Raw genomic sequence first — 22393 nt, 5'->3', positions numbered from 1 at the left:
CGGGATTAAAAATACGGAAATGAATAAAGAAGCTCGCGTACAATTTGTTATAAATACGTTAAAAGAACTCTACCCTACTATACCTGTGCCTTTGGATCATAAGGATCCGTATACGTTACTGATTGCTGTTTTGCTTTCGGCGCAATGTACGGATGTGCGCGTGAACCAGATTACACCGATTCTTTTTGCGAAGGCTGATAATCCGTATGATATGATTAAAATGTCGGTTGAGGAAATCAAGGAAATTATTCGTCCGTGTGGTTTGTCGCCAATGAAATCGAAAGGAATTTATGGGTTATCACATATTTTGATTGATAAATATGACGGGAAAGTACCGCAGAGTTTTGAAGCTCTTGAAGAATTGCCTTCGGTGGGACACAAAACGGCAAGCGTGGTGATGTCACAGGCTTTTGGTGTTCCGGCTTTTCCGGTTGATACACATATTCATCGATTGATGCTGAGATGGAATCTTTCGAACGGGAAAAATGTAGTGCAGACTGAAAAAGACGCTAAAAGGTTATTTCCGAGAGAATTGTGGAATAATCTTCATCTTCAGATTATTTGGTATGGCCGTGAATATTCGCCTGCAAGAGGATGGAGTCTGGATAAAGATATTATTACCCGAACTGTTGGCAAAAAATCGCTGATAGAGGAAGCTATAAAAAAGGAAGAAGCTACTAAAAAGATTGTTAAGTAGCTTCTGTCTATTTTTTATTTTGCTTTACATGCTGTTTTTAAGTGCGTTATATTCGCCTGTCATATTCAGCGATCTGTAGATTCCCAAAAGTGATTTTGTCGCACTTTCGTTTTTTGGTTCTATATTAAGTGCTTTTTTCAAGTACGGAATGGCACTTTTTACAATTTCGTCTTTTTGAGCATCTAATTTATCATATTGCTGCATTTCGCTTGGGCTGTTTCCTAAAGTTCCCATAAGGTCCTGTAATTCTTTTTTGAATTGGATTTTGACATAGGCGAGATTGATAAAACAAGTCATGCAATTTTGATTGACTTGTAATGCATCTTCATAATATTTTTCGGCACTACAATAATCGTTGGTTTCCATGTAACAGAATGCTAAGGAAGTCAGGATTTCTTCTTTTTTTGATGGCGGATTTACATTTCTTGGTTTTTCATAAAGTCCTTCCTGAATACTTGCTTCTCTGGCACTCATTGAAATAAAGGCTTCTTCTTGTTTTGTTTTTTTATTGGTCGCATAAAAAATAACCACTTCGCCTGTGTAGTTTAACCTTTTAAGTTCTTCGAAGTACTTAATAGCTGATTTATACTCTTTGGCAGCAAAGGCGGCTGAAGCTGCATTGAAAAGGTTTCTGACATCTTTTTTGTCGAATAGATAGACCTCGTAACTTTTATCGGCACTTTCTTTGAATTTTTCTGCTTTAAAGTCGTTGTAGGCTCCATCAACCAATTTAGATTTCATTTCTTTTAGGGCCAAACTTGCCTTGAAAGCATATTTGTAAATTTGAGAATCGTTCTCATACAATAATACATCCTGATATGCTCCTACTGCTAAAGCAAAATTGGCTGCGGCATCGACATTTTTGCTTGCTAAATCTTTGTATACGTTTCCTTTTGTAAAATAAAAGTCTGATTTTACCTCAACCGGCGCATTTACTATTAGGTATTCTATTTTTTTTAAAATCGCTAATGCTTCCTGTGTTTTTCCTTTGCTGTAATAAGATTGCGCTTCTTTTATTTCTTCTTTTTGAGCGTATGCGCCTATACTTATTGATAGTAGCAATAATAAGATCTTAAAGTTCTTTTTCATTTTCGGTTAGGTTTGGTTGTTAAATAGATTAAGGGTACTACTTATGAGGATTTTAATGCAAATATGACTGCAGAGGCTAAAAGTTTTTTACTCTTGCCTTAATCAATATTCGATAAATTCTCATTGGTTTTTAATATTCTCTAGGAAATATTAAAATGAACAACAAACGAAACGTGGTTAGAGTAATTTTTGGTCATAGATGATTTGGTTTTGGTTATACTTCTTATTTGGTTATTATTGAATATTGAATTTTTCTATATATTGAAAGGTTTTTAATACATAAACTTCTTTTATATAGTTATTTTGTTAAATAAAAAACTGGTTTTTAACTAAAACAAAGCTAAATATAAAATAAATATTTGATATTAACTTAAAATATCGAATTTTAACAAACCAACTGTAAACTTATAATCAATTTATGATCAATAATGGGTAAAATCTTCAATAACGAATAGGTTATGATTGCGCTTTGTATGATGGAAAAATGGATTGTGAATGGATTGCGTACCAATGGTTGAAACCATTGGCTATGTTTTATAATTGGGGTATTTTTTACTAATCGTCAATTTTTGAAATTGTATCTTTTAGCATCAGAAATAAAAAAATCATAAAAAAAACTCACTACCTGTATTTGCATACAAATAGTGAGCTTTCAACCAAACGACCAGTTGGTTTTTCTTTCGAAATAAACATCCGACAAATGTAGTGGGCTGTTTAATTAGCTATAATTTCAAAACTTTTATCTTCAATTTTCACAATCGTTAAAGCTTGTGAATAATTTAATAAAAAAGAAACTACTTCTTTTTTAGGTTTTAAATCTTTAGAAGCTAATGCCTTTTTAGAGTAAATTTTCGCCATACTATCAAAATGTTTTATTATAGTATAACGGACTATTACTCAAAATAGTATTAGTTGGTTAAAATAATTTGATGTTTGTCGATTATTTTTCTTAAATTCATTAGGGCATAACGCATTCTACCTAGTGCAGTATTGATGCTAACTCCCGTAATTTCAGATATTTCCTTAAAACTCATGTCCTGATACATACGCATAACCAAAACTTCTTTTTGATCTTCAGGAAGTTCTTCTATGATCTTTTTTAAGTCTACTTCGACCTGATCAAAGATCATTTTGTTTTCGATTGTAAGGGAATCATCAGACATTACAGAAAAAATAGAAAACTCTTCTGTTTCTCTGTACATTGGCATTTTTTTGGTTTTACGAAAGTGATCTACAATTAAATTGTGAGATATACGCATTACCCAAGGCAAGAATTTACCTTCTTCGTTATAGGAATTACTTTTTAAGGTTTTAATTACCTTAATAAAAGTGTCTTGAAAAATATCATTTGAAATATCTCTATCAGCTATCTTAGAATATATAAATCCATATATCTTAGACTCGTGTCTTTTAATTAATGTCGCCAAGGCAGTTTCGTTGCCTTCGACATAATTTCTCACTAATAGAGCGTCTGGAATATGCAGATCAGCCATAATACTACTTTTTTTTAGTTCTGTTTTAAAATTTGGAGTAATTTTTCTAAAAAGTAGTTTTATATAATAGGCGTATCTTTTGGGTTATGATGTTATGTTAATATTCTGACCAAATTTAACAAATTATAATTTTAAAAAGCAAACAAAATGAAGAATAATTAACAATAAATCGTTAATTTTTGCAGAACAAACTTAATTTTAGGCTTGAAATGATCAAAAAAAATAAAATTCAACGCTTTTTTTAACATAAAAAATCAAACATAAATAACTCAATACTAAATAATTAACCTATTTACATCTGACTAATACAGCACTTTTATTGAACTAATGCTTTTTATTGATAAACACGCACATAGTCGATATAAAATTTTTGAGGAAGCACATTATCATCTACTTCAGGACCTCCAAAATTTCCCCCTATGGCCAAATTTAGGATAATATAGAATGGTTTATCAAAAGGCCACGTATCTTCATTTTTTACCTCAGGATTAAAGGTGTATACTAATGTTTGATCTACAAAAAAATCGATTTTATCTTTTGTCCATTCAATTGCATACACATGATATCCTTCTTCGATATTAGGAAAAGGGGTTCTTTTTGTATTAATGGTATTACCGTGACTGTCTTGCGTATGTAAAGTCGTGTATACCATGTGAGGATCTCTGCCTATGTATTCGAGAATGTCGATTTCTCCTGTTTTGGGCCATTTTACCTCATCGATATTAGCGCCAAGCATCCAGAATGCCGGCCATAAACCATGTCCTAAGGGTAGTTTCGCTCTGGCTTCGATTCGGCCATATTTAAATTCTTTTTTCCCTTTTGTGGTGATTTTTGTCGAGGTATATTTATCGCCTTCTTTTCTGGCTTCTATAACGAGATTTCCATCTTTGAATTCGTGATTTGTTTTGGTATAAATTTGTCTTTCGTTATTTCCGTAACCGCATAGATTAGGACATCCGTCGCCGAGTTCGAAATTCCAAAAGGTTTCATTGACTTCTTTTTTATTAAAATTTTCTTCCCAAACTAGTTTTCTTTTTGTTTGTTGAGCAAAACTAAAACTGGTTATCATTAATAATACAATTACTTTTTTCATAAAGTCCTTTTAAAATTAATAAAATAAGAAGGTCAGCCTTAACTGACCTTCTCACCTCATTCTTACTAATTAATTTATAATCTATTGATATACTCTTATGTAATCAACCTCCATAGAAGATTGTGTAAAAGCAGGATCAATATTACCGCCCAGATTACCTCCCATTGCAACATTCAGTATTAAGAAAAAGTCGCTATTGAAAGGCAAACTGCCATCGTTAGGAACAGAATGGATCTGAACATCATCTACAAAAGTTGTTACTGATGCAGGACTCCAAACTGTTTTATAAACGTGAAATTCTGTTGAAACATTTGGTATCGTTTTAGAACCTGTATTACCCTGTCCTCCTGAGTGTCCAGGATAATGCAGTGTACTCAAAATAACATTTTGATTTTTACCTACATGCTCCATAATATCTATTTCTCCACAGGCTGGCCATGGTTTAGTAGCGTAATTTGATCCCAACATCCAGATTGCCGGCCACGTTCCTACACCAATAGGAAGTTTGGCTTTTATCTCGACTTTACCATAAGTAAATTTAAATTTACCGTCGGTTTTTAGTCGGGTTGAAGAATAATTAGCACCTCCTGAAGCTTCTTTTTTAGCCGTAATTTTTAGGCTTCCGCCCTGAACGATTACGTTTGTTGCTGAGTTGGTGTAGTTTTGTTCTTCATTATTTCCCCAACCGCTGTCTCCTCTGCCAAGATCGTAATTCCACTTTGTAGCATCAGGCGCTCCGTCTGTATTAAACTCATCAAACCAAACTAACTTAGTATAATCTGCCGGTGGCGCCTGAGTAGGTTTTGTAGTTGTAAATATGTGGTACCATGCCAATGCCGGATTACCTCCCATTACTGCTCTTACCACCATTCTGTTGGCTGTTATAGAGATGATTTCGTAAGTACTTTGACCAATATAGTAGCCCATGAATCCACCATCAGAGAAGTTTATTGCCGTTCCTCTGGTTTGTGTTAAATGATCCGGGTTGTTCATTACAACCGATTCTGAAGGGCTTAGCGACACTATTTTTGTTCCGCTTGCATCATATGCCAAACATGCATCATCTGGTCCGCTTCCGCCTGCTATGCTTGAAAAAGATGCATTAAAGAATGTTGAGCCACCATTATCTAATTGGTATTTGACTACATCTCCATCCAGAGAGAATGTTAATACGTTATCATACAAACAACTACTTGCCGGAGATGCTGCTTTTTCGAAAGGTCCTGCTGAATAGTAGTTAGGGAAATAATTTTTGGTTGCATCGCCATCGTTTTGCCCAACACCAAGATGTCCTGGTTCTGAAGCTGACCAATACCATTTTTTAGAAGTTCCGCCTGTTAAGAATGCTACGGCTTCAGGATCGCTAAAATCACTTTGCACGGTAACATCAATTGAGGTGTTGGTTTCTATTCCTCCTGTTCCTGTTGCAATAACAGTTACGGTATAAGTATTTAATCCCGGTTTGGTAAATCTTTTTTCCATTTTACCCGATGGTACATTTGCTGATGTTCCGTCGCTAAATACATATTTATATGAGATCACATTATTTGCTGTAGCAACAAGTTTTACTAAGCCCGAGCCATCTCCGTTTGGATCTGCATCGCTTTTACCTACAATCTCGGCTTTAATTACAAGGTTTGTTGGCGCTTGTAAGTTCCCGAATTTTAAATCGTCTTCCTGACAACCCACCATAAGCAGAATCGTAAGTACGGACACGATATTTATAATTATTTTACGCATGATTACTTATATTTTTAGTTGGATTGTTTAATATCATCAAAATAGTAGGTTTTGCCTGTGCCATTGTTTCCAAAATCAAAGAAAAGTACAACTCTCTGATAATTATTGGCATTTACAATTCCATCAAAATCAAAGGTGAGTTCTTCCCAACCGTTTGCCACTGTTGTAGTAGCATCAATTTCTTTGTTTATACTGGCATCGTTTAAATTCTCTAATTTAAATTTCACTATAATTCCTGCCTGAGGTGACCAGACTTTCATTTTTAATTTTTTAAATGTTGAGAAATTAATCGCCGTTTCAAGCGGTAATGATGAACCTGCCCAAACTTCGGCACCATTATTTTTCGTTAATGCACTTACTTTTGCTGATGTATTAATTCCGGATTTATCAGGATTAGCTACTACTGTTACTGCAGCACCACCAAAATTTCCGTAAGGATAATTTAATGTAGCCGATTCGAATGTTAATGGTAATACCAGAGATTCTGCTCCTGAAGTTAACTGAATATCGTCATAGTAATAATCTACTCCGGTTCCTGCATTACCAAAGTCAAAGAAAAGCACTACTCTTTGGTATTTATTTGCATTATCAACAGCTGAGAAATCAAATATCAATTCTTCCCAGTTGTTTGCTACGGTATTGGTAACATCTACTTCAGCATTGATATCAGGATTGGTTAAGTTTTCTAATTTCATTTTCACCACAATTCCTGCTTTTGGTGACCATGCTTTGATTTTGATTTTTTTCAATGTAGAAAAATTGATTGGCTCTCCTAATTCTAAGAATGAACCTGCCCATACCTCAGCACCTGCCGGTTTGGTTAATTTAGCCACTTTTGCACTTACGTTACTGGCGTCTACACTAGGATTATTAGCCACAACTGTTGCTACACCTCCAAAAGTAGTAAAGGCATAATTTAGGGTAGCCGATTCAAAATCAACCGGTAATAAAATTGGGTTCGAAATTGTAACAGATTCTGTATGTACCGTTGTTGCTTTTCCTCCGCTTAAAGCGACAACTTTTACTTCGTAGGTTCCGATATTAGCATAAGTATGCTTAATAGTTTCTCCTTCCATAAAGTCAACCGGAATTTCATTTGCAACTTCTCCAAAATAAACCTGAAAATAGGTTTCGAAGCTTGCTTTAGCACTTACCGATACTGATAAATTATCACCAATTACGTGTGCTAATGTTACCTGCAAATTGCTTGGAGCCAAAAATGAAACTGTAACTTCTTGTGTTACTTCGGTTACTTTTCCGTTTATCCCCATTGCCATAATTTTGGCCTGATAAACTCCTTCTTTATAGGTATGTGCTACAGATGCACCTACCGAAAGATAGCTGGATACCGGACTTCCGTCACCAAAATTAATTTGATATTGCGTTACCCCTTCTCCTTTAGGTAAAAAGGTTACTTTACCTGAATTATCCTGAGTAATGGTTGCGAGTGCCGATATGTTTTTTGGCGCTCCTATCGAATCGATATCAACATCGCTGCCATCACTGTCATTAGAGCAACTTACTGTGATTGCTAAAACGAACAGACTTATAATAAAATGTAATTTTTTCATAATACTATTTTTTAATATTGTGGATTTTGCTGCCAGTTTCCGTTTGCGAATTGAATCTCTTCAATAGGAACTGGGAATATTTCATTTTTTCCTGCCTTGAAACCAGCAATTTCCTGTGCTGCTTTACCTGTACGCACTAAATCGAAAAAGCGAATTCCTTCTCCAACAAATTCAAACCTTCTTTCTGACCAGATAAAATCGGTTAAGGCTGGTCCTGAAGCTGCGATATCATGATTTAAATCTCCAAATGCACGTCTTCTAACTTCATTTAAATAGGTTCTTGCTTTTCCATCGCCTAATCCTCCTCTGCTGTAAGCTTCGGCAGCCATTAATAATACATCTGCATAGCGAATTGCTCTGTAGTTATTAGGGTTTGTAAGATTTTGATCTCCAATATTAGAATCTCCCTGACGTGGTAAATATTTTCTGTTAAAATACCCAGTGTGTTTATATCCCGTACCATAAGTAGCATTATTAGCTGCAGCCCAGGCAACAATATCCAAAATAGCAACATCTTTACGTTTGTCTCCCACCTCAAATGCATTGGCAATTTTTGCGGTTGGCACATTAAAACTGTATCCTGAATCAAACACAGGTCCTACATAATTTCTTATTCCGTTAAAACCAACGGCTACGTTACCTTCACTACATTGTAAACAAGTAAAACCTGCTCCTTCTGCATCACTGTATTGTACTTCGAATACTGATTCTTTTCCGTTTTCTCCTGCGTTTTCAAAGATGGTGTTATAATCGGCTACCAATGAATATTTTCCTGATTCGATTACTTTGTCTAAAACTTTGGATGCATCTACAAATTTATCCTGATACAAATACACTTTCCCTAATAGGGCCTGTGCTGCTCCTTTTGTTGCTCTTCCTACTTCAGGGGCATTCGGGTTTAAATTATCGATGGCATAAAGCAAATCAGCTTCAATCGAAGCGTAAACTTCGGGAACTGATGAACGCGGAACCTTTTTCTCGTCACCTAATTTAAACCTCTTATCTCCATTTAACGGAATGCCTCCAAACCATTTTACTAACTCAAAATGATAATATGCTCTTAAAAAATGTGCTTCGGCCAATATTTGATTTTTACCTGAAAAGTCTGTTTTATCCTTAAATTCCAGAATATAACTTGCTCTGTTTACTCCTGCAAACATCCAGTTCCAGACATCTTTTATATTACTGTTTACAGCTGTGTGGGTCATTTCATCTACTTGCTGAAAACCAATTACATCACTGGCACTTTCTCCTCCGGCCAATGTATTATCTGATGCTATTTCGCCCAATAAAACATTGATATAAGTAGATTGCAGCAAATCGTACGCTCCAATTAAGGCATTCTTATAATCTGATTCTGAATTAAAATAATTTTCAGAATCTATTGAATATACAGGCTCACGCTCAACAAAGTTATCTGAACAAGAAACGCTCAAAGCTCCTAAAAGCACGATTCCTAATCCTATATTTATAATATACTTTTTCATTTTCTTGGTTTTTAAAAATTTAGATTTAGTCCCATTGTATAAATCCTTGGAGTTGGATAAAATCCATTGTCGATTCCTGATCCTACAGACGATTGCGAAACATTATCGTCATTTCTTGGCCCTGTTATAGCAGCCGGATCAAAACCTTTGTATTTGGTAAACGTATACAAATTGTTTACACCTACATACAGGCGAAATTTTGAAATCCCAATTTTATCTGAGAATGTTTTGTTTAATGTATACCCTAATTGTACGTTCTGAATTCTTACAAAAGAAGCATCTTCTACATAATAATCAGAAAAAAGGTTGTTATTGGTAGCTCCCGTTGTAACTCTGGGAACTGTATTACTTGTTCCTTCTCCAGTCCATCTTCCTAATACGTAATTAGATTTGTTTACATCTGTAAGTGTACGCTCGTAATTTCTAACCATATCGTTTCCTATAGAAGCATAAGCATAGGCAAGAAAATCAAGATTTTTGTAGTTAAGGGTTAGATTTAATCCCATAATTACGCTTGCAATCGGATCTCCAATATAAGTTCTGTCTTTGCTGTCTATGATACCATCACCATTCATATCTTTAAAACGAATATCTCCCGGAGCTGTAGCTGATCCTAAAGCTGCCTGTGAAGGATGTGCTGCAATTTCGGCCTGATTCTGAAAAATTCCGTCTGTTTTATATCCATAAAAATATCCAATAGGTTGTCCTTTTTCCATTCTTGAAGGAAGAAGAGGTTGTCCTACACCAAAACCTCCCGCTTCTGTATAACCTGTACTATTGGCTACTTCTAAAACTTCATTGTCGATTGTAGTGATATTATATCCAATATTAAAATTAAAATTCTCTGATATTTTGTCTTTATAATTTACAGAAAATTCGAATCCTTTGTTACGCACTGAACCTGCATTCATTGTAGGTGAAGAAGCTCCCGGAGCATAAACTCCTGTTATTCCAGATACCGGAATTTTTGGTATTAATAATTTATCGCGTGTATCTATGAAATAATCTGCTGTAAAGTCTAACTTATTATTCAATAATCTAAAATCAAAACCTACGTCAAACTTTTTAGCTTCTTCCCATTGCAGTTTAGGATTTGGTAATCCTCCAACCGCTGTTCCGTTTACCAAAGCTCCATTAAATACATAAGTGGCTTCTCCGTCTAATAATCCTGTATAACCATTAAGTCGTATTTGGTCATTTCCTAAAACTCCATAACTTATTCTAAATTTTAAGAAATTTAAAAAGCTATTATCTTTTAAAAATGATTCTTCAGAAACTACCCATCCTGCAGTAAATGAAGGAAAGTATCCCACTCTGTTCTCTGGTCCGAACTTAGTTGAAGCATCTCTTCTTAAAATTGCATTTAAAAGATATTTTCCTTTATAATCATATTCCAGAATCCCAACATAAGAAACTCTTCTTTCATCATAACTATACGATGATACATCGCGACCACCAGCCGGACTTGTTCCTTTTGCAAGGTTGATATCAGCATATTTCCATGAATTATTAGGAACATCAAAACCAGTTGCCCCAAGTCCTGAACCCCAGGTTTTGTAAACTGTTGATACTAAGATTGCTTTAATATTATGATCTCCAAAAAGAGTCTTTTTGTATTCTGCAATAAGGTCAAGCGTATAATCATTATCGTTTACGGTATTTTGAGTAACACTGCTACGGGTAACATCAAACACTTTTCCTCCGTAACTTACTTGTTTCGCAAAGTTTCTGCTAATGCTATTTCCTGTATTAAAACCTATACGCGATGTAAATTTAAACTCTTTGGTGATGTCATAAACAAGGCTAACACTTCCGTTTAGTTTTCTTAATTTATAGTCATTATAAGTGTTATCTATTTGTGCCAAAGGATTGATGATTTCTACCCCATAACCTGGTGTACTAGGAACTAATGAATAATTTCCGTTTTTATCGCGCACCGGTAAAGTTGATGGTGTATTGATCGCATTAAAAAGTACTGAACCTAATCCGTTTTCATTTAATGAATCCCTGTCCAGATAAGTATAAATAAAATTGGTTTGTAGTTTGATTTTACTTGATAAATCAGCCCCTAAAGATAGTCTTGCTGTATTTCTTTTAAAATCAGATTTTGATCCACCAATAATACCTTGTTGGCTTAAATCTGATCCGCTAAATAAATATGTGATTTTATCTGAACCTCCAGAAATTGAAATATCATTATTAATAACCGGAGCCGGATTAAAAATTTCATCCTGCCAATTAGTTCCTTTTCCTAAACCTGAAACATTCGGATAAGGCAATGCCTGTCCTCCATTAGCATAACTTTCGTTTAGTAATAATGCATATTCTGTAGCATTAAGCATCGACATTTTTCTTGATGTTTCCTGCGTACCAAAAGAAGAATTAAAAGAAACCTTGGTTTTAGAATTCTTTCTACCCGTTTTTGTTGTTACCAACACAATTCCGTTGGCTCCTAATACTCCATAAACAGCTGCCTGCGCATCCTTAAGTACTGTTATCGATTCGATATCACTAGGATTTAAAATACTTAAATCTCCCTGATAACCATCTATAAATACAGTTGCTGCATTATTTCCGTTTGTAGCAATACCTCTAATATTGATATTCATTGGTGCTCCGGGAGCACCTGATTGCGCTGTAACACTCACACCGGCAACAGTACCTTGCAGGGCTTGTTCTACTTTCAGAGGGTGAAGATCCTCGATCGTTTTACTTGATACAACTGTAACTGCTCCGGTAACATCTCTTTTCTTTCTGCTGCTGTATCCTAATACTACAACTTCATCAAGAGATCTGGCATCGTCAGTCATTTTAACTGTTATTTTAGTTCCTGAAACCGCAACTTCCTGCGTTTTAAAACCTATATAACTGAAAACAATTATAGTTCCTTTTGGAACTCCTAATAATTTAAAAGATCCATCAAAGTCTGTGGTTGTACTTTGTGATGAACTTTTAACTTTTACATTTACGCCCGGCAGAGATAAACCCGAGCCATCTAATACTGTACCGCTTACATCTAAAGACTGCGAGAACGCATAAGATGTAAACAGCATTAGTACGGTTAGTAATAATCTAGATTTCATAATTAGTTAGTTTTTATTGAAAGATAAATTTATCTTATCCGTTTAGGAAAACGATAATTTTAACCTCAACAAAAAACATACATCATAAAAAAATCACAGCTAAATTCAAGATATCTCAAAATACACCCTTATTTAACTATAATTTACGAATGTTAATTTCTTTAACATAAATGCTGCAAAATCACAACAAACCGTTAATGTTGAGGTAATGTATAGTTTTTTAGAAGCTTTTTTTAATGTACTATACAGCCAAAATATATTCGACTAAACCGTTTTCGTGTTGTAAATCCATTTTTTTACGCAAACGATACCTTTTTATTTCTACGCTGCGAACAGAGATATTAAATAATGGAGCGATTTCTTTTGATGAAAGATTCAATCGCAAATAGGCACAAAGACGTAAATCGTTTGGCGTAAGCAAAGGGTGAAGCTGCTTGATCCTTTTTAGGAAATCTTTGTCGGCATTATCAAACGCTTCTTTAAATACATTCCAGGAATCTTCCTCGGTAATATTTTTGTTTATCGTACTTATAACCGATTTGATATTAGTGCTATCGTTTTGACTCGTCTTTTTTAAATCTTCTTTTATAAATGCCAGCAATTCATTTTTACTGTTCAAGCTCATGGTCGAAACTGCGAGTTCTCTATTTTTATTATCAACATCCTGAGAGAGCTGCTCGTTTCTGAGTTTCATTAATTGCTGTTCATTTTCGAGTTCTTTAATCTCCAGTAAAAGATTGTTTTCTTCTATCAGCTTTTCTTTTTGTTTATGATAATAATTGCGATAGGCTTTGTTGACGAAATATGCCAAAACCATCATTAAAAGAAAATAAATAAACCACGCCAAATTGGTCAAATACCATGGTTTTAAAACTACAAATGTATAGGTCGCCGTATTTTGCAAAATTGTATTGGCGTATTTTGCCCTTACTTTAAAAGTATATTTTCCCGGAGCTAAATTTTTAAAATTTACTGTAGCTTTTGTGCTCCATTCGCTCCAATCGTTCTGAAAACCTTCTAATAAATACTGATATTCTGAGTTGATGTATTTGTTGTATTCCGGAACGGTGTAATTTAAAGTGATGTTATTTTCGTTTGATTTAAATTCTCCTTCATCCTGAATCGCGACATTCTTCAGGTTTTCATTTTGCTTATTGATTGTAATATCAGTAATAAAAACGGTATAATTTTTAAAACTTAAATCCTCGATATTCAAGGTATAATAACCATCTGTCGTACCTATTAAATAAGTAGATTTTGAAATTTGTGTAATATTCTCAAAACCCAGCATTGAGTTCGTCAATGAAGACGGAATGGGAATTACATTCTGTTTTAATTGATTACTTAATTTACTGGCCGAAAAATAATGAATGTAGTTTTTAGAAAACAGCCAGATTTTATTCGAATTGTCTACAATTAATTTTCCAGAGGTATATTCATCTTTTTCGAAAATAGAACTCAACAGATTATCTTTTTCGAATTGTTTGGTGTTTTGGTTTAATTTGAAAATTCCGTCTTTGTACGCATAATAAATCGCATTATTAAATTTAACTAAACTTGCATTTTTACCTTTTTTAGGAGATTTATAAGTATAAAATCCACTTGTTTTGGATAAAGTCTGATCTACTTTTAATCTAAAAATTCCTTTGTATTCATGACTTACATAAACATCAAAATTATTGGTGATTTCAAAATAACGCGACGAATAATCAAATCCCTTTATTTTATTTTTAAAAACCCATTGATTGTTTACTTTTTCTAAAACCGAAATTCCGTAGTAATTTCCCTGAAGCAGTTTGTTCTTATTATTGGGAACAGATTCAAATTTCCAGGTTCCTGAACCAGAAAATATACTTCGTGCCGAATCATTTGTAATAATAAAAGTTCCTGAATCGTGTCCGCAAAAAAGTGTGTTATCATACACAAAAAGCGACCAGACTTGTCCTTTTGTTCCGTTTATGAATTTGAACTCAGCATTGCTTTGAATATTTTTGCAAAACAATCCCTGATTGGTTCCTACATACAACATACCATTATAACTGGCCGATGCATATACGGTTCCCAAAACTCCGGTATCATCTGTAAAACTATGTACCGGCGAGTTAATATTGATGCAATTGATTCCGTTATCCAGCCCCACCCACAAATTACGATCCTTATCCTCAAAAAGAGACAATGCGGTATTATTGCTCAGCCCTTTGCTTTGCGAAATATGATATTTTAGTTTTCCTGTATCTGATAAAATAAAAATTCCGTTTGAAACAGTTCCCAAAGCAAAACTTCCATCCTCGAGAAGCTGACTACTATAGACAAAACTCGATTTTAGTTCAGCATCAACATCTGTTGTAAGACGCGTTAGATTATTTCCTGATAATTTATAAATTCCATCTAATTGTGTCTGAATCAGCAAGCCTTCTTCTGTGGTAAATATATTGACCATCGTGAATTTTTTAAGGATTGGATGATCTGAAACTAATTTAGCAACACCGCTTTCTATTTCAAAAAGTCCTTCGTTTAAGGTTTGAAAATAAATGGCGTTTTTATTTGCGAATGATTTAACAACACCATTTTTAGGTGCAATGATTTTAAATTTTCTTGTTTTGGTATCATAAATATAAATTCTATTCAGGGATTGAAATAAAATCCACTGATCGTATTTAAGAATATTCCAGAATTGTTCGTCGTCTAAAATTTTATTTTTGATCGTATCGCTGAGAGAAGTATACTTTAATTTACCGTTTTTTTGCCTCGTCCAATAACCAAAATTCATGTAGCAGCCTGTGTAAATTTTATTTCCAATAACTTTTACAGATCGCATTATGGTTTCATTTGGCGTAGGATACAATTGCCAATTTGTACCGTTATATTCTAAAAGACCATCATTGTTGGCAAAATACAAATAGTTCTGATCGTCCTGAGAAATCATCCAACTTTGATTTCCGGCACCATATACAGAAGAGGAATATTTAATAATTGGTGGAAACTCCTGCGAAAACAGGATAAAACTCATCAAAAAAAGCAGGATAGATATTTTAGTCTTCAATTTTAGCCGTGGTATTAATTTATTACAAAAACAGTCCTAAAATAGCTCATTTTATATTGAAATCACAAATTTTTAATAAAATAAAAAACGTTTTAGTATGTCTCGATTAATTCACGCGTTAAGCTTAAAATATCGAACGTGAGAGTACATTACATCTCAATGGCTGAAACTATTGGCTATTGTACTACTATAGAATTTAAACATATCTCACGCTTTCATCCTTCAGGAAACTAAAGACTACGAAACATGGTAATTATGTTAGAATTTGGAACAATGGCATTAACAAAACTCAATTCAAAATTGATTACTTTTGTAAAAATTGACTTTTTGTATGCAGATTGATCTTTCTACACTCGACCCAAAACATAATATTATAATTAAAGGAGCGCAGGTACATAATTTAAAAAATGTAGATGTCGCTATTCCCAGAAATAAACTTGTTGTAATCACAGGTCTTTCAGGATCAGGTAAATCAAGTTTAGCTTTTGATACTTTGTATGCCGAAGGACAACGCCGTTATGTAGAGAGTTTATCATCCTACGCACGTCAGTTTCTTGGCAGATTAGACAAACCAAAAGTAGAATATATAAAAGGTATTGCTCCGGCAATTGCTATTGAGCAAAAAGTAAATACAACGAACGCACGTTCGACTGTAGGAACTTCTACTGAAATCTACGATTACGTAAAGCTTTTATTCGCAAGGATTGGTCGTACTTATTCGCCTATTTCCGGACTTGAAGTCAAAAAAAATACTGTTACTGATGTTGTTACAGATGTAAAAAGTATGGAACTTGACAGCAAATGGATGCTTCTTGCCCCTATTCATCTTGAAGAAGGAAGAAAACTTGAAGACAAACTAAAAGTATTGTTGCAACAAGGTTTTGCACGTATTCTGGTAGATAACGAAATGGTTCGTTTAGACGAATTTACCCCTACAGAAGTTCATAAATTAGACAATAAAGATATCTTACTAATCATTGACAGGATTGTTGTCAAGGATGAAGAAGAGTTTTATAACCGTCTGGCCGATGCAGTACAAACAGCTTTTTTTGAAGGAAAAGGAATTTGTTACCTTCAGGAAGTGGGTTCAGACAAAAGATTTACCTATTCAAATAATTTTGAATTAGACGGAATTACATTCTTAGAACCTAACGTTCACTTATTTAGTTTTAATAATCCTTACGGAGCTTGTCCGGTTTGCGAAGGCTACGGAAATATTATTGGTATTGATGCTGATTTAGTGGTACCAAATACCTCTTTATCGGTTTTTGAGAATGCTATTTATCCTTGGAGAGGAGATAGTATGGGCTGGTATAAAGACGAATTGGTTAAACACGCTTATAAATTTGATTTCCCTATACATAAACCTTTCTTTGAATTAACCGAAGATCAAAAAGATTTAATATGGAAAGGGAATCAGTATTTTCAGGGGTTGAACGGTTTCTTTAAAGAACTTGAAGAAAAAAATTATAAAATTCAAAACCGTGTGATGTTATCGCGTTACCGCGGAAAAACAAAATGTCATGCGTGTCGCGGAAAACGTTTACGCGAAGAAGCTTCTTACGTAAAAATTAACGGCAAAACAGTTTCTGATTTAGTCGATTTACCAATTAAACATTTGGTTACTTTTTTCAAAAATATTGATTTAAATGTTTACGAAAAGCAAATCGCAAAACGTTTAATGGTCGAAATCAATAATCGTTTATCGTTTCTAACAGAAGTTGGTTTAGATTATCTTACGCTAAACAGAAATTCTGCAACGCTTTCCGGTGGAGAATCACAACGTATCAACCTGGCCACTTCATTAGGAAGCAGTTTGGTGGGTTCGATGTATATTCTTGATGAACCAAGTATTGGTTTACACCCAAAAGATTCTGAGCGCTTAATCAAAGTTTTATTATCTCTACGAGATTTAGGCAATACGGTTATTGTGGTAGAACACGATGAAGATATCATGAAAGCTGCTGATATGATTATCGATATTGGTCCTGAAGCAGGTACTTTTGGAGGTCATCTTGTGGCTCAGGGAACTTATGATGAAATTCTGCAATCAGATTCATTAACAGCAAAATACTTAAATGGTGATTTAGAAATTTCGGTTCCTAAAAAGAGACGAAAATTTAAAAATCATATTGATATTATTGGCGCCAGAGAGAACAATTTAAAAAATATCGATGTTACTTTTCCATTGGACGTCCTAACTGTCGTTACAGGAGTTTCAGGAAGTGGAAAAAGTACTTTGATTAAAAAGATCTTGTTTCCGGCAATGCAGAAAAAACTGGAAAATGCTGCTGAAAAAGCGGGCCAGTTTAGCGAAATAAAAGGTTCTTTTTCTCAAATCAAACATATCGAATATGTCGATCAAAATCCGATTGGTAGAAGTTCAAGGTCAAATCCTGTAACGTATATCAAAGCTTATGATGATATTCGTGATTTATATGCTAAAGAAAAATTATCCAAAATAAGAGGTTATCAGGCCAAACATTTTTCTTTTAATGTTGATGGCGGCCGATGCGAAACCTGTAAAGGAGAAGGCTCTATAAACGTCGAAATGGTCTTTATGGCCGATGTTTCTTTACCTTGCGAAACTTGCGGAGGAAAACGTTTTAAAAAGGAAATTTTAGAAATTGCTTTCGATAATAAAAACATCAACGATATTCTAACCATGACTATTGATGATGCCATTGCTTTTTTCGATAAAAACAAACAAGTTAAGATTACTCAAAAGCTTCAACCGCTACAAGATGTTGGTTTAGGATATGTACAATTGGGGCAGTCTTCTTCTACTCTTTCCGGTGGAGAAGCACAACGTATTAAACTAGCTTCTTTTTTAGTAAAAGGAGCAACAAAAGACAAGGCATTATTTGTTTTTGATGAACCTACAACCGGTTTGCATTTTCATGATATCAAAAAATTATTAGCTTCTTTTGATGCATTAATAGAAAAAGGACATTCGATCATTGTAATCGAACATAATCTGGATCTTATAAAATGTGCCGACTGGATCATTGATTTAGGTCCAGAAGGAGGAGAAAACGGCGGATATTTATTAGCCGCAGGAACCCCTGAAGATATTGTAAAAGAAAAGAAATCTGTTACGGGGATTTATTTAAAGGATAAATTATAGAGGAAAGGTGCTGAGGTACTGAGGTGCAAAGGGACAAAGGGTTTTTACTTTTTATTTTAGAGAACTTAATAGTTTGACTTTGCTTAGCCTGACAATAAAATAAAAAATTCCAAATTCCAATGAGTTAATCATTTGGAATTTGGAATTTTTAAATTTTGCGATTTAAATTTGTTAAGCGACTAAACATCGTTCTTCAAAGGGGAAACCATCTTCGTCGATGGCAACTAATACTTTTTTTTGTTTTGATGCCTCAATTGTGAGATAAAGCCATGCAAATGACCACAATCCTAAGGTTAGACAAAAAATAATGAAATTTAAACCATGATTTACCACTTTTCCGCCTTTGGAAAGGACTGCAAAAAGGAATTCATCATTTCTCTCTTCTAATGTAAATCCGTTATGAACTTTGTTTGATATCATATTAGAAAACACCTGTAAGCTCTGCTCCTGACTAAGTCCATTGTTCTTCATAATCATTACGTAAAAAAATTAATCCAAATACTGCAAAAATTATTTCCCGCTTTTAACATTTATTGAGCGGGGTAATCCAACCTAATAAACATAATAACACACACTTTTATTGTCTTAAATGAGATCTTTTTTATCCTCTTTAGTAAAGTGTTGCTAAATTCTCAGCTAAAGTTAATTTTTATAAAATTAACTTCAAAACAAATCACTGTTAAATTTTTAAGATTAATAACACATTTTCAACCTATTAGCTTTTGGTTTTAACATTAAAGGAAGGTGCATCATAATCATCTTTTAAATAATTTTCAGGAATAGTCGTATTATTTCCGTCGCGTAGCGCACTATAATGTGGTGACATGATTTCGATTCCCGCTGCATTAAATGAATCCTGAATGTTTTGATGCAACGAAGAATAAATTACCGGTTGTTTTGTAGGGTGTTTCGTATAGACGTTGATTTGATACGAAACATAAAAATCATCTAAGCTTGTTTGCAGAACAAATGGTGATGGAGTTTGTTCTATCAGTTCAGTTTTTAGCGCTGCTTCTATCAACGCTTTATGAATGTCTTTCCAGGGTACATCATAACCAATTGAAACAGTGGTATGAATTAACAAACCATTATTAACGTGTTTTGTATTTGAAGAATAATTTGTTGAAGTACTCGATAAAACAGTAGAATTGGGTATCGTAATATCTTCAAATTTTGGCGTTCTTATTCGGGTTACCAAAGCTGTTTTTTCAATTACTTCTCCGCTTACATCGCCAATTTTTATAAAATCGCCAATCTTAAACGGACGCATATAAGTAATAACCAATCCTGCAACCATATTCGCTATGGCATTCGAAGAACCTAATGAAAACAAAATCCCGACAAAAACTGAAACTCCCTTGAAAATTGGAGAATCTGATCCCGGCAAATACGGGAATATTATTACCACCATAAACGCCAACAACAAAAACCGAATTATATTAAATGTAGGCATTGCCCAATCGCTATAAAATCCATCAATTTTGATATTCTCTTTTTTTATTTCATCAAAAAAGAATCGGATTACTTTTATGGTATACTTAAAAATAAAAACGATTACTACGATTGTAACGAAGCTTGGCAGAAAATGAACAAATCCCATTACAGCCAATTTTGCAGGCGTAAGAATCCATCGTAATAAGGTTGTGGTATAGGCTTCTGTAGCCGGAAAAATGCTAAACAATAGCGGTAATGAAAAGTAAACAATCAAAACCAACGTAAACCCTTTTATAAAGCTATACAATCGCATAAGCAGCCCTTGTTGCTTTTGAGGCGAAAGTATTGTGATGTTATTATAACTAAAACCTTTAAAGTATTTATCGCTGTTTTTAAGAATATGTAAGCGTATCCTATTGAAAATTTTACCTACAAAATATAAAATGATTCCGATAATAAGAATCAACAATGCAGTATAGGCAAGCCTTTTAGGAAGCATTGAATAATTTTCGTTTTGATAAATGACTGCTTTTTTTATTGCGTTCAAATTTCGTTTGGCAATAAAACTGGCAGTTTGATTTTCGGCTTTTGCATCAACATCAAGGATCGACATGATAATGAAATCATTCTTATATATGATATCCTGAGAAATATCCGAAGGAACAACCAAAATAGAATCTTTCTCAAAAAAAGAATCTTCGTATAGTTTTCTAATTTTTTCGGTAATGGCATTTGCCCTGTTTTCGGCAGAAAAAGAACCCACTTTATTATAAACATAAAAAAGCGTATCCTTAAATGGACTTACAGGATAACCTTTTGGTTTTAATTCAGTTGCGGTAGTTTTTGAGGTTTGCAGACTATCTTTTTGACCAAAAGCCAATGAAGAAAACAAAACAATAAAGAATGCTAAAAAACAAATTAATTTCTTTTTCATATTTCGTTAGCAATAAGTGGTTATCCTTCTAACAAATATAGAGACAAAATAGATTCGAATTTAAATTACTTTCTCTTTTCTCAATAAAATCGTACTAAATTTTAATTCCTATTTTTCGCAAAAGCATATCGATTACTTTGTTAATATCAGGAGAGATATTAAACTTGTAATTCAAGTAAACATATAAAATAGTTACTAAAATCGATTTTAACGCGATACTAATCAATTGATAAAAAGGAAATTCCCAGAAATAAAATAGTAAAAATAAAGCGAATGTAAGCAACATCGAATATATCGTTTGTTTGGTAAACGGATATAAATGAAGTTTTTTCACCACAAAAAGAAGCTTTGCCAAACTGTATAAAGTAATAGACAACAAAGTAGCAAAAGCAGAACCAAAGATTCCGAAAATCGGAATAAAAATCATGTTTAATATAATGGTTAAAAACACCAATAACAATCCTAAATACAATACCATTCGGTAATATTTAGTATTAAAAATAATAGCATTGTTGTTTCCTAAAATCAAATCAAAATACTTCGACAATCCTATCATAAATACAACAGCGATTCCTCCGCTATATTCTTTAGGAACCAATTCGTACAGCTGATTAATATTTACAAATATGCAAAGCATTACAAACCCCCCCACCATCTGCAGATTTATTGAGGTCTTTTTGTAAAGCTGATTCAACTCATCATGTTTGTTCTCATGCATTAATTTTGCCGTAATTGGATATACAATTTGGTGCATGGCACGGCTTGGAACTGAAATTACCAAAGCAATATAGGTAGCAACAGAATAATAAGCGATATTTTCAATTTTCATATATTGATTCAGCATCAATTTATCACCATCTAAAAGCAAATTGGCAACACTTCCTGACAAAATAATGTAAAAAGTATATTCCATCACATCTTTTACATTCTGAGGAATATTGATTTGAAATTTTGGCTTTTTGATATAAAAAGCATAGAACATCGTAACGATAAAGGCTACGAAATAAATCCCTGCTGTTACATATACAAACTGAATAAGTGTCATCCAGTGAAAATATAAACCTACCAAAGCAAAAGTCGAGAATAATCGTAGTCCGACTTCTTTAATAAAATTTCCGAAAACAGAATGCATGTGTACTCTCGCCCACGCATAGAAAATTTCAAAGTAAGCCATACAAATCCCGATAAAAGGAATCAGAAACATAAACTCTTTTACAACAGGATTTTTCTTTGTTACAAATGCTGTAATATCATCAAAGAAAAAAACACCAATAATCCCTAACGGAATACACATTAAGATCGGAAATAAAGCCGTAAACGATAAAAACTCTTCTCTTTCTTCTTCGGTTTTATATTGGGAATAAAATTTAACAAGCGTATTTTGCATTCCGATAGCAAACAAAGGCATAATAACATTTGCTGCTGACAAAATGTAGTTTGTTAAAGCGTAATAAGTTGCACCTAAATAAACAGGGTATAAATAAAGTGTGTTAATGGCTCCAATAGCGAAACCAATATAAGTGATAATAGTATTTTTGAAAGACTGGTTTAAAACAATACCCATGTTTTGATTGCAAATTTTAGATTGTAGAGTTTAGATTT

14 protein-coding genes are annotated in these 22393 nt (G+C 33.7%); 2 read left to right on the top strand and 12 right to left on the bottom strand.

The genetic code is table 11. The annotated features are described in order from the left end of the window. Positions 1-19 precede the first annotated feature (19 nt). A complete protein-coding gene (locus L0669_RS12475; RefSeq protein ID WP_263758019.1) occupies positions 20-697 on the top strand; it encodes an endonuclease III domain-containing protein in 678 nt (225 codons plus the stop codon). A 24-nt stretch (positions 698-721) separates the two neighbouring features. On the opposite strand, the gene L0669_RS12470 is transcribed toward L0669_RS12475, so the two are convergent. The 9 genes from L0669_RS12470 to L0669_RS12430 all read right to left on the bottom strand — a co-directional run bounded on the left by L0669_RS12470 (position 722) and on the right by L0669_RS12430 (position 15296). Then, the gene (locus L0669_RS12470; RefSeq protein ID WP_263758018.1) at positions 722-1786 is read right to left on the bottom strand and encodes a tetratricopeptide repeat protein; all 1065 of its coding nucleotides are present in this window, start codon (positions 1784-1786) and stop codon (positions 722-724) included. 714 nt (positions 1787-2500) lie between these two features. Then, entirely contained in the window at positions 2501-2644 is a 144-nt protein-coding gene (locus tag L0669_RS12465; RefSeq protein ID WP_165606639.1) for a hypothetical protein, read from the bottom strand. A gap of 50 nt (positions 2645-2694) precedes the next feature. After that, positions 2695-3279 carry an RNA polymerase sigma factor gene (locus tag L0669_RS12460; RefSeq protein ID WP_173972342.1) on the bottom strand — a complete coding sequence of 195 codons (585 nt, stop codon included), beginning with the start codon at positions 3277-3279 and terminating at the stop codon, positions 2695-2697. Positions 3280-3613: 334 nt separating this feature from the next. After that, positions 3614-4372, bottom strand: a complete 759-nt coding sequence (locus L0669_RS12455; protein WP_173972344.1) for a glycoside hydrolase family 16 protein — start codon at positions 4370-4372, stop codon at positions 3614-3616. 81 nt (positions 4373-4453) lie between these two features. Next, positions 4454-6112, bottom strand: coding sequence for a glycoside hydrolase family 16 protein (locus L0669_RS12450; protein ID WP_263758017.1), 1659 nt, complete (start codon positions 6110-6112; stop codon positions 4454-4456). A gap of 14 nt (positions 6113-6126) precedes the next feature. Beyond that, a complete protein-coding gene (locus tag L0669_RS12445; RefSeq protein WP_263758016.1) occupies positions 6127-7683 on the bottom strand; it encodes a PKD domain-containing protein in 1557 nt (518 codons plus the stop codon). Between the two features lie 11 nt (positions 7684-7694). Beyond that, positions 7695-9170: a RagB/SusD family nutrient uptake outer membrane protein gene (locus tag L0669_RS12440; RefSeq protein WP_263758015.1), complete on the bottom strand. Its 1476-nt coding sequence runs from the start codon at positions 9168-9170 to the stop codon at positions 7695-7697. Positions 9171-9181: 11 nt separating this feature from the next. Further along, the gene (locus L0669_RS12435; RefSeq protein WP_263758013.1) at positions 9182-12253 is read right to left on the bottom strand and encodes a SusC/RagA family TonB-linked outer membrane protein; all 3072 of its coding nucleotides are present in this window, start codon (positions 12251-12253) and stop codon (positions 9182-9184) included. Between the two features lie 241 nt (positions 12254-12494). Beyond that, positions 12495-15296 carry a triple tyrosine motif-containing protein gene (locus L0669_RS12430; RefSeq protein ID WP_341849971.1) on the bottom strand — a complete coding sequence of 934 codons (2802 nt, stop codon included), beginning with the start codon at positions 15294-15296 and terminating at the stop codon, positions 12495-12497. Between the two features lie 331 nt (positions 15297-15627). On the opposite strand from L0669_RS12430, the gene uvrA reads away from it, so the two are divergent. Continuing rightward, positions 15628-18423, top strand: coding sequence for an excinuclease ABC subunit UvrA (uvrA, locus tag L0669_RS12425; protein ID WP_263763885.1), 2796 nt, complete (start codon positions 15628-15630; stop codon positions 18421-18423). Between the two features lie 171 nt (positions 18424-18594). On the opposite strand, the gene L0669_RS12420 is transcribed toward uvrA, so the two are convergent. The 3 genes from L0669_RS12420 to L0669_RS12410 form a co-directional block, all read right to left on the bottom strand. Next, positions 18595-18894 carry a hypothetical protein gene (locus tag L0669_RS12420; protein WP_065447970.1) on the bottom strand — a complete coding sequence of 100 codons (300 nt, stop codon included), beginning with the start codon at positions 18892-18894 and terminating at the stop codon, positions 18595-18597. A gap of 244 nt (positions 18895-19138) precedes the next feature. Continuing rightward, entirely contained in the window at positions 19139-20791 is a 1653-nt protein-coding gene (locus L0669_RS12415) for a mechanosensitive ion channel family protein (protein WP_263763882.1), read from the bottom strand. Between the two features lie 94 nt (positions 20792-20885). Beyond that, on the bottom strand, positions 20886-22355 hold the full coding sequence (locus tag L0669_RS12410) for a lipopolysaccharide biosynthesis protein (RefSeq protein ID WP_263763880.1): 1470 nt from the start codon (positions 22353-22355) through the stop codon (positions 20886-20888). Between the last annotated feature and the right edge of the window lie 38 nt (positions 22356-22393).

The organism is Flavobacterium bizetiae (assembly GCF_024271895.1).
Taxonomy (GTDB): domain Bacteria; phylum Bacteroidota; class Bacteroidia; order Flavobacteriales; family Flavobacteriaceae; genus Flavobacterium; species Flavobacterium bizetiae.
The sequence above is the reverse complement of the archived record's forward strand: the minus strand, read 5'-3'. Positions and strand labels throughout refer to the sequence as shown.

Excerpts from the sequence above, each read along its gene's own strand:
- L0669_RS12475 (WP_263758019.1), top strand. The coding sequence starts at position 20 with ATGAATAAAGAAGCTCGCGTACAATTTGTTATAAATACGTTAAAAGAA.
- L0669_RS12470 (WP_263758018.1), bottom strand. The coding sequence starts at position 1,786 with ATGAAAAAGAACTTTAAGATCTTATTATTGCTACTATCAATAAGTATA.
- L0669_RS12465 (WP_165606639.1), bottom strand. The coding sequence starts at position 2,644 with ATGGCGAAAATTTACTCTAAAAAGGCATTAGCTTCTAAAGATTTAAAA.
- L0669_RS12460 (WP_173972342.1), bottom strand. The coding sequence starts at position 3,279 with ATGGCTGATCTGCATATTCCAGACGCTCTATTAGTGAGAAATTATGTC.
- L0669_RS12455 (WP_173972344.1), bottom strand. The coding sequence starts at position 4,372 with ATGAAAAAAGTAATTGTATTATTAATGATAACCAGTTTTAGTTTTGCT.
- L0669_RS12450 (WP_263758017.1), bottom strand. The coding sequence starts at position 6,112 with ATGCGTAAAATAATTATAAATATCGTGTCCGTACTTACGATTCTGCTT.
- L0669_RS12445 (WP_263758016.1), bottom strand. The coding sequence starts at position 7,683 with ATGAAAAAATTACATTTTATTATAAGTCTGTTCGTTTTAGCAATCACA.
- L0669_RS12440 (WP_263758015.1), bottom strand. The coding sequence starts at position 9,170 with ATGAAAAAGTATATTATAAATATAGGATTAGGAATCGTGCTTTTAGGA.
- L0669_RS12435 (WP_263758013.1), bottom strand. The coding sequence starts at position 12,253 with ATGAAATCTAGATTATTACTAACCGTACTAATGCTGTTTACATCTTAT.
- uvrA (WP_263763885.1), top strand. The coding sequence starts at position 15,628 with ATGCAGATTGATCTTTCTACACTCGACCCAAAACATAATATTATAATT.
- L0669_RS12420 (WP_065447970.1), bottom strand. The coding sequence starts at position 18,894 with ATGAAGAACAATGGACTTAGTCAGGAGCAGAGCTTACAGGTGTTTTCT.
- L0669_RS12415 (WP_263763882.1), bottom strand. The coding sequence starts at position 20,791 with ATGAAAAAGAAATTAATTTGTTTTTTAGCATTCTTTATTGTTTTGTTT.
- L0669_RS12410 (WP_263763880.1), bottom strand. The coding sequence starts at position 22,355 with ATGGGTATTGTTTTAAACCAGTCTTTCAAAAATACTATTATCACTTAT.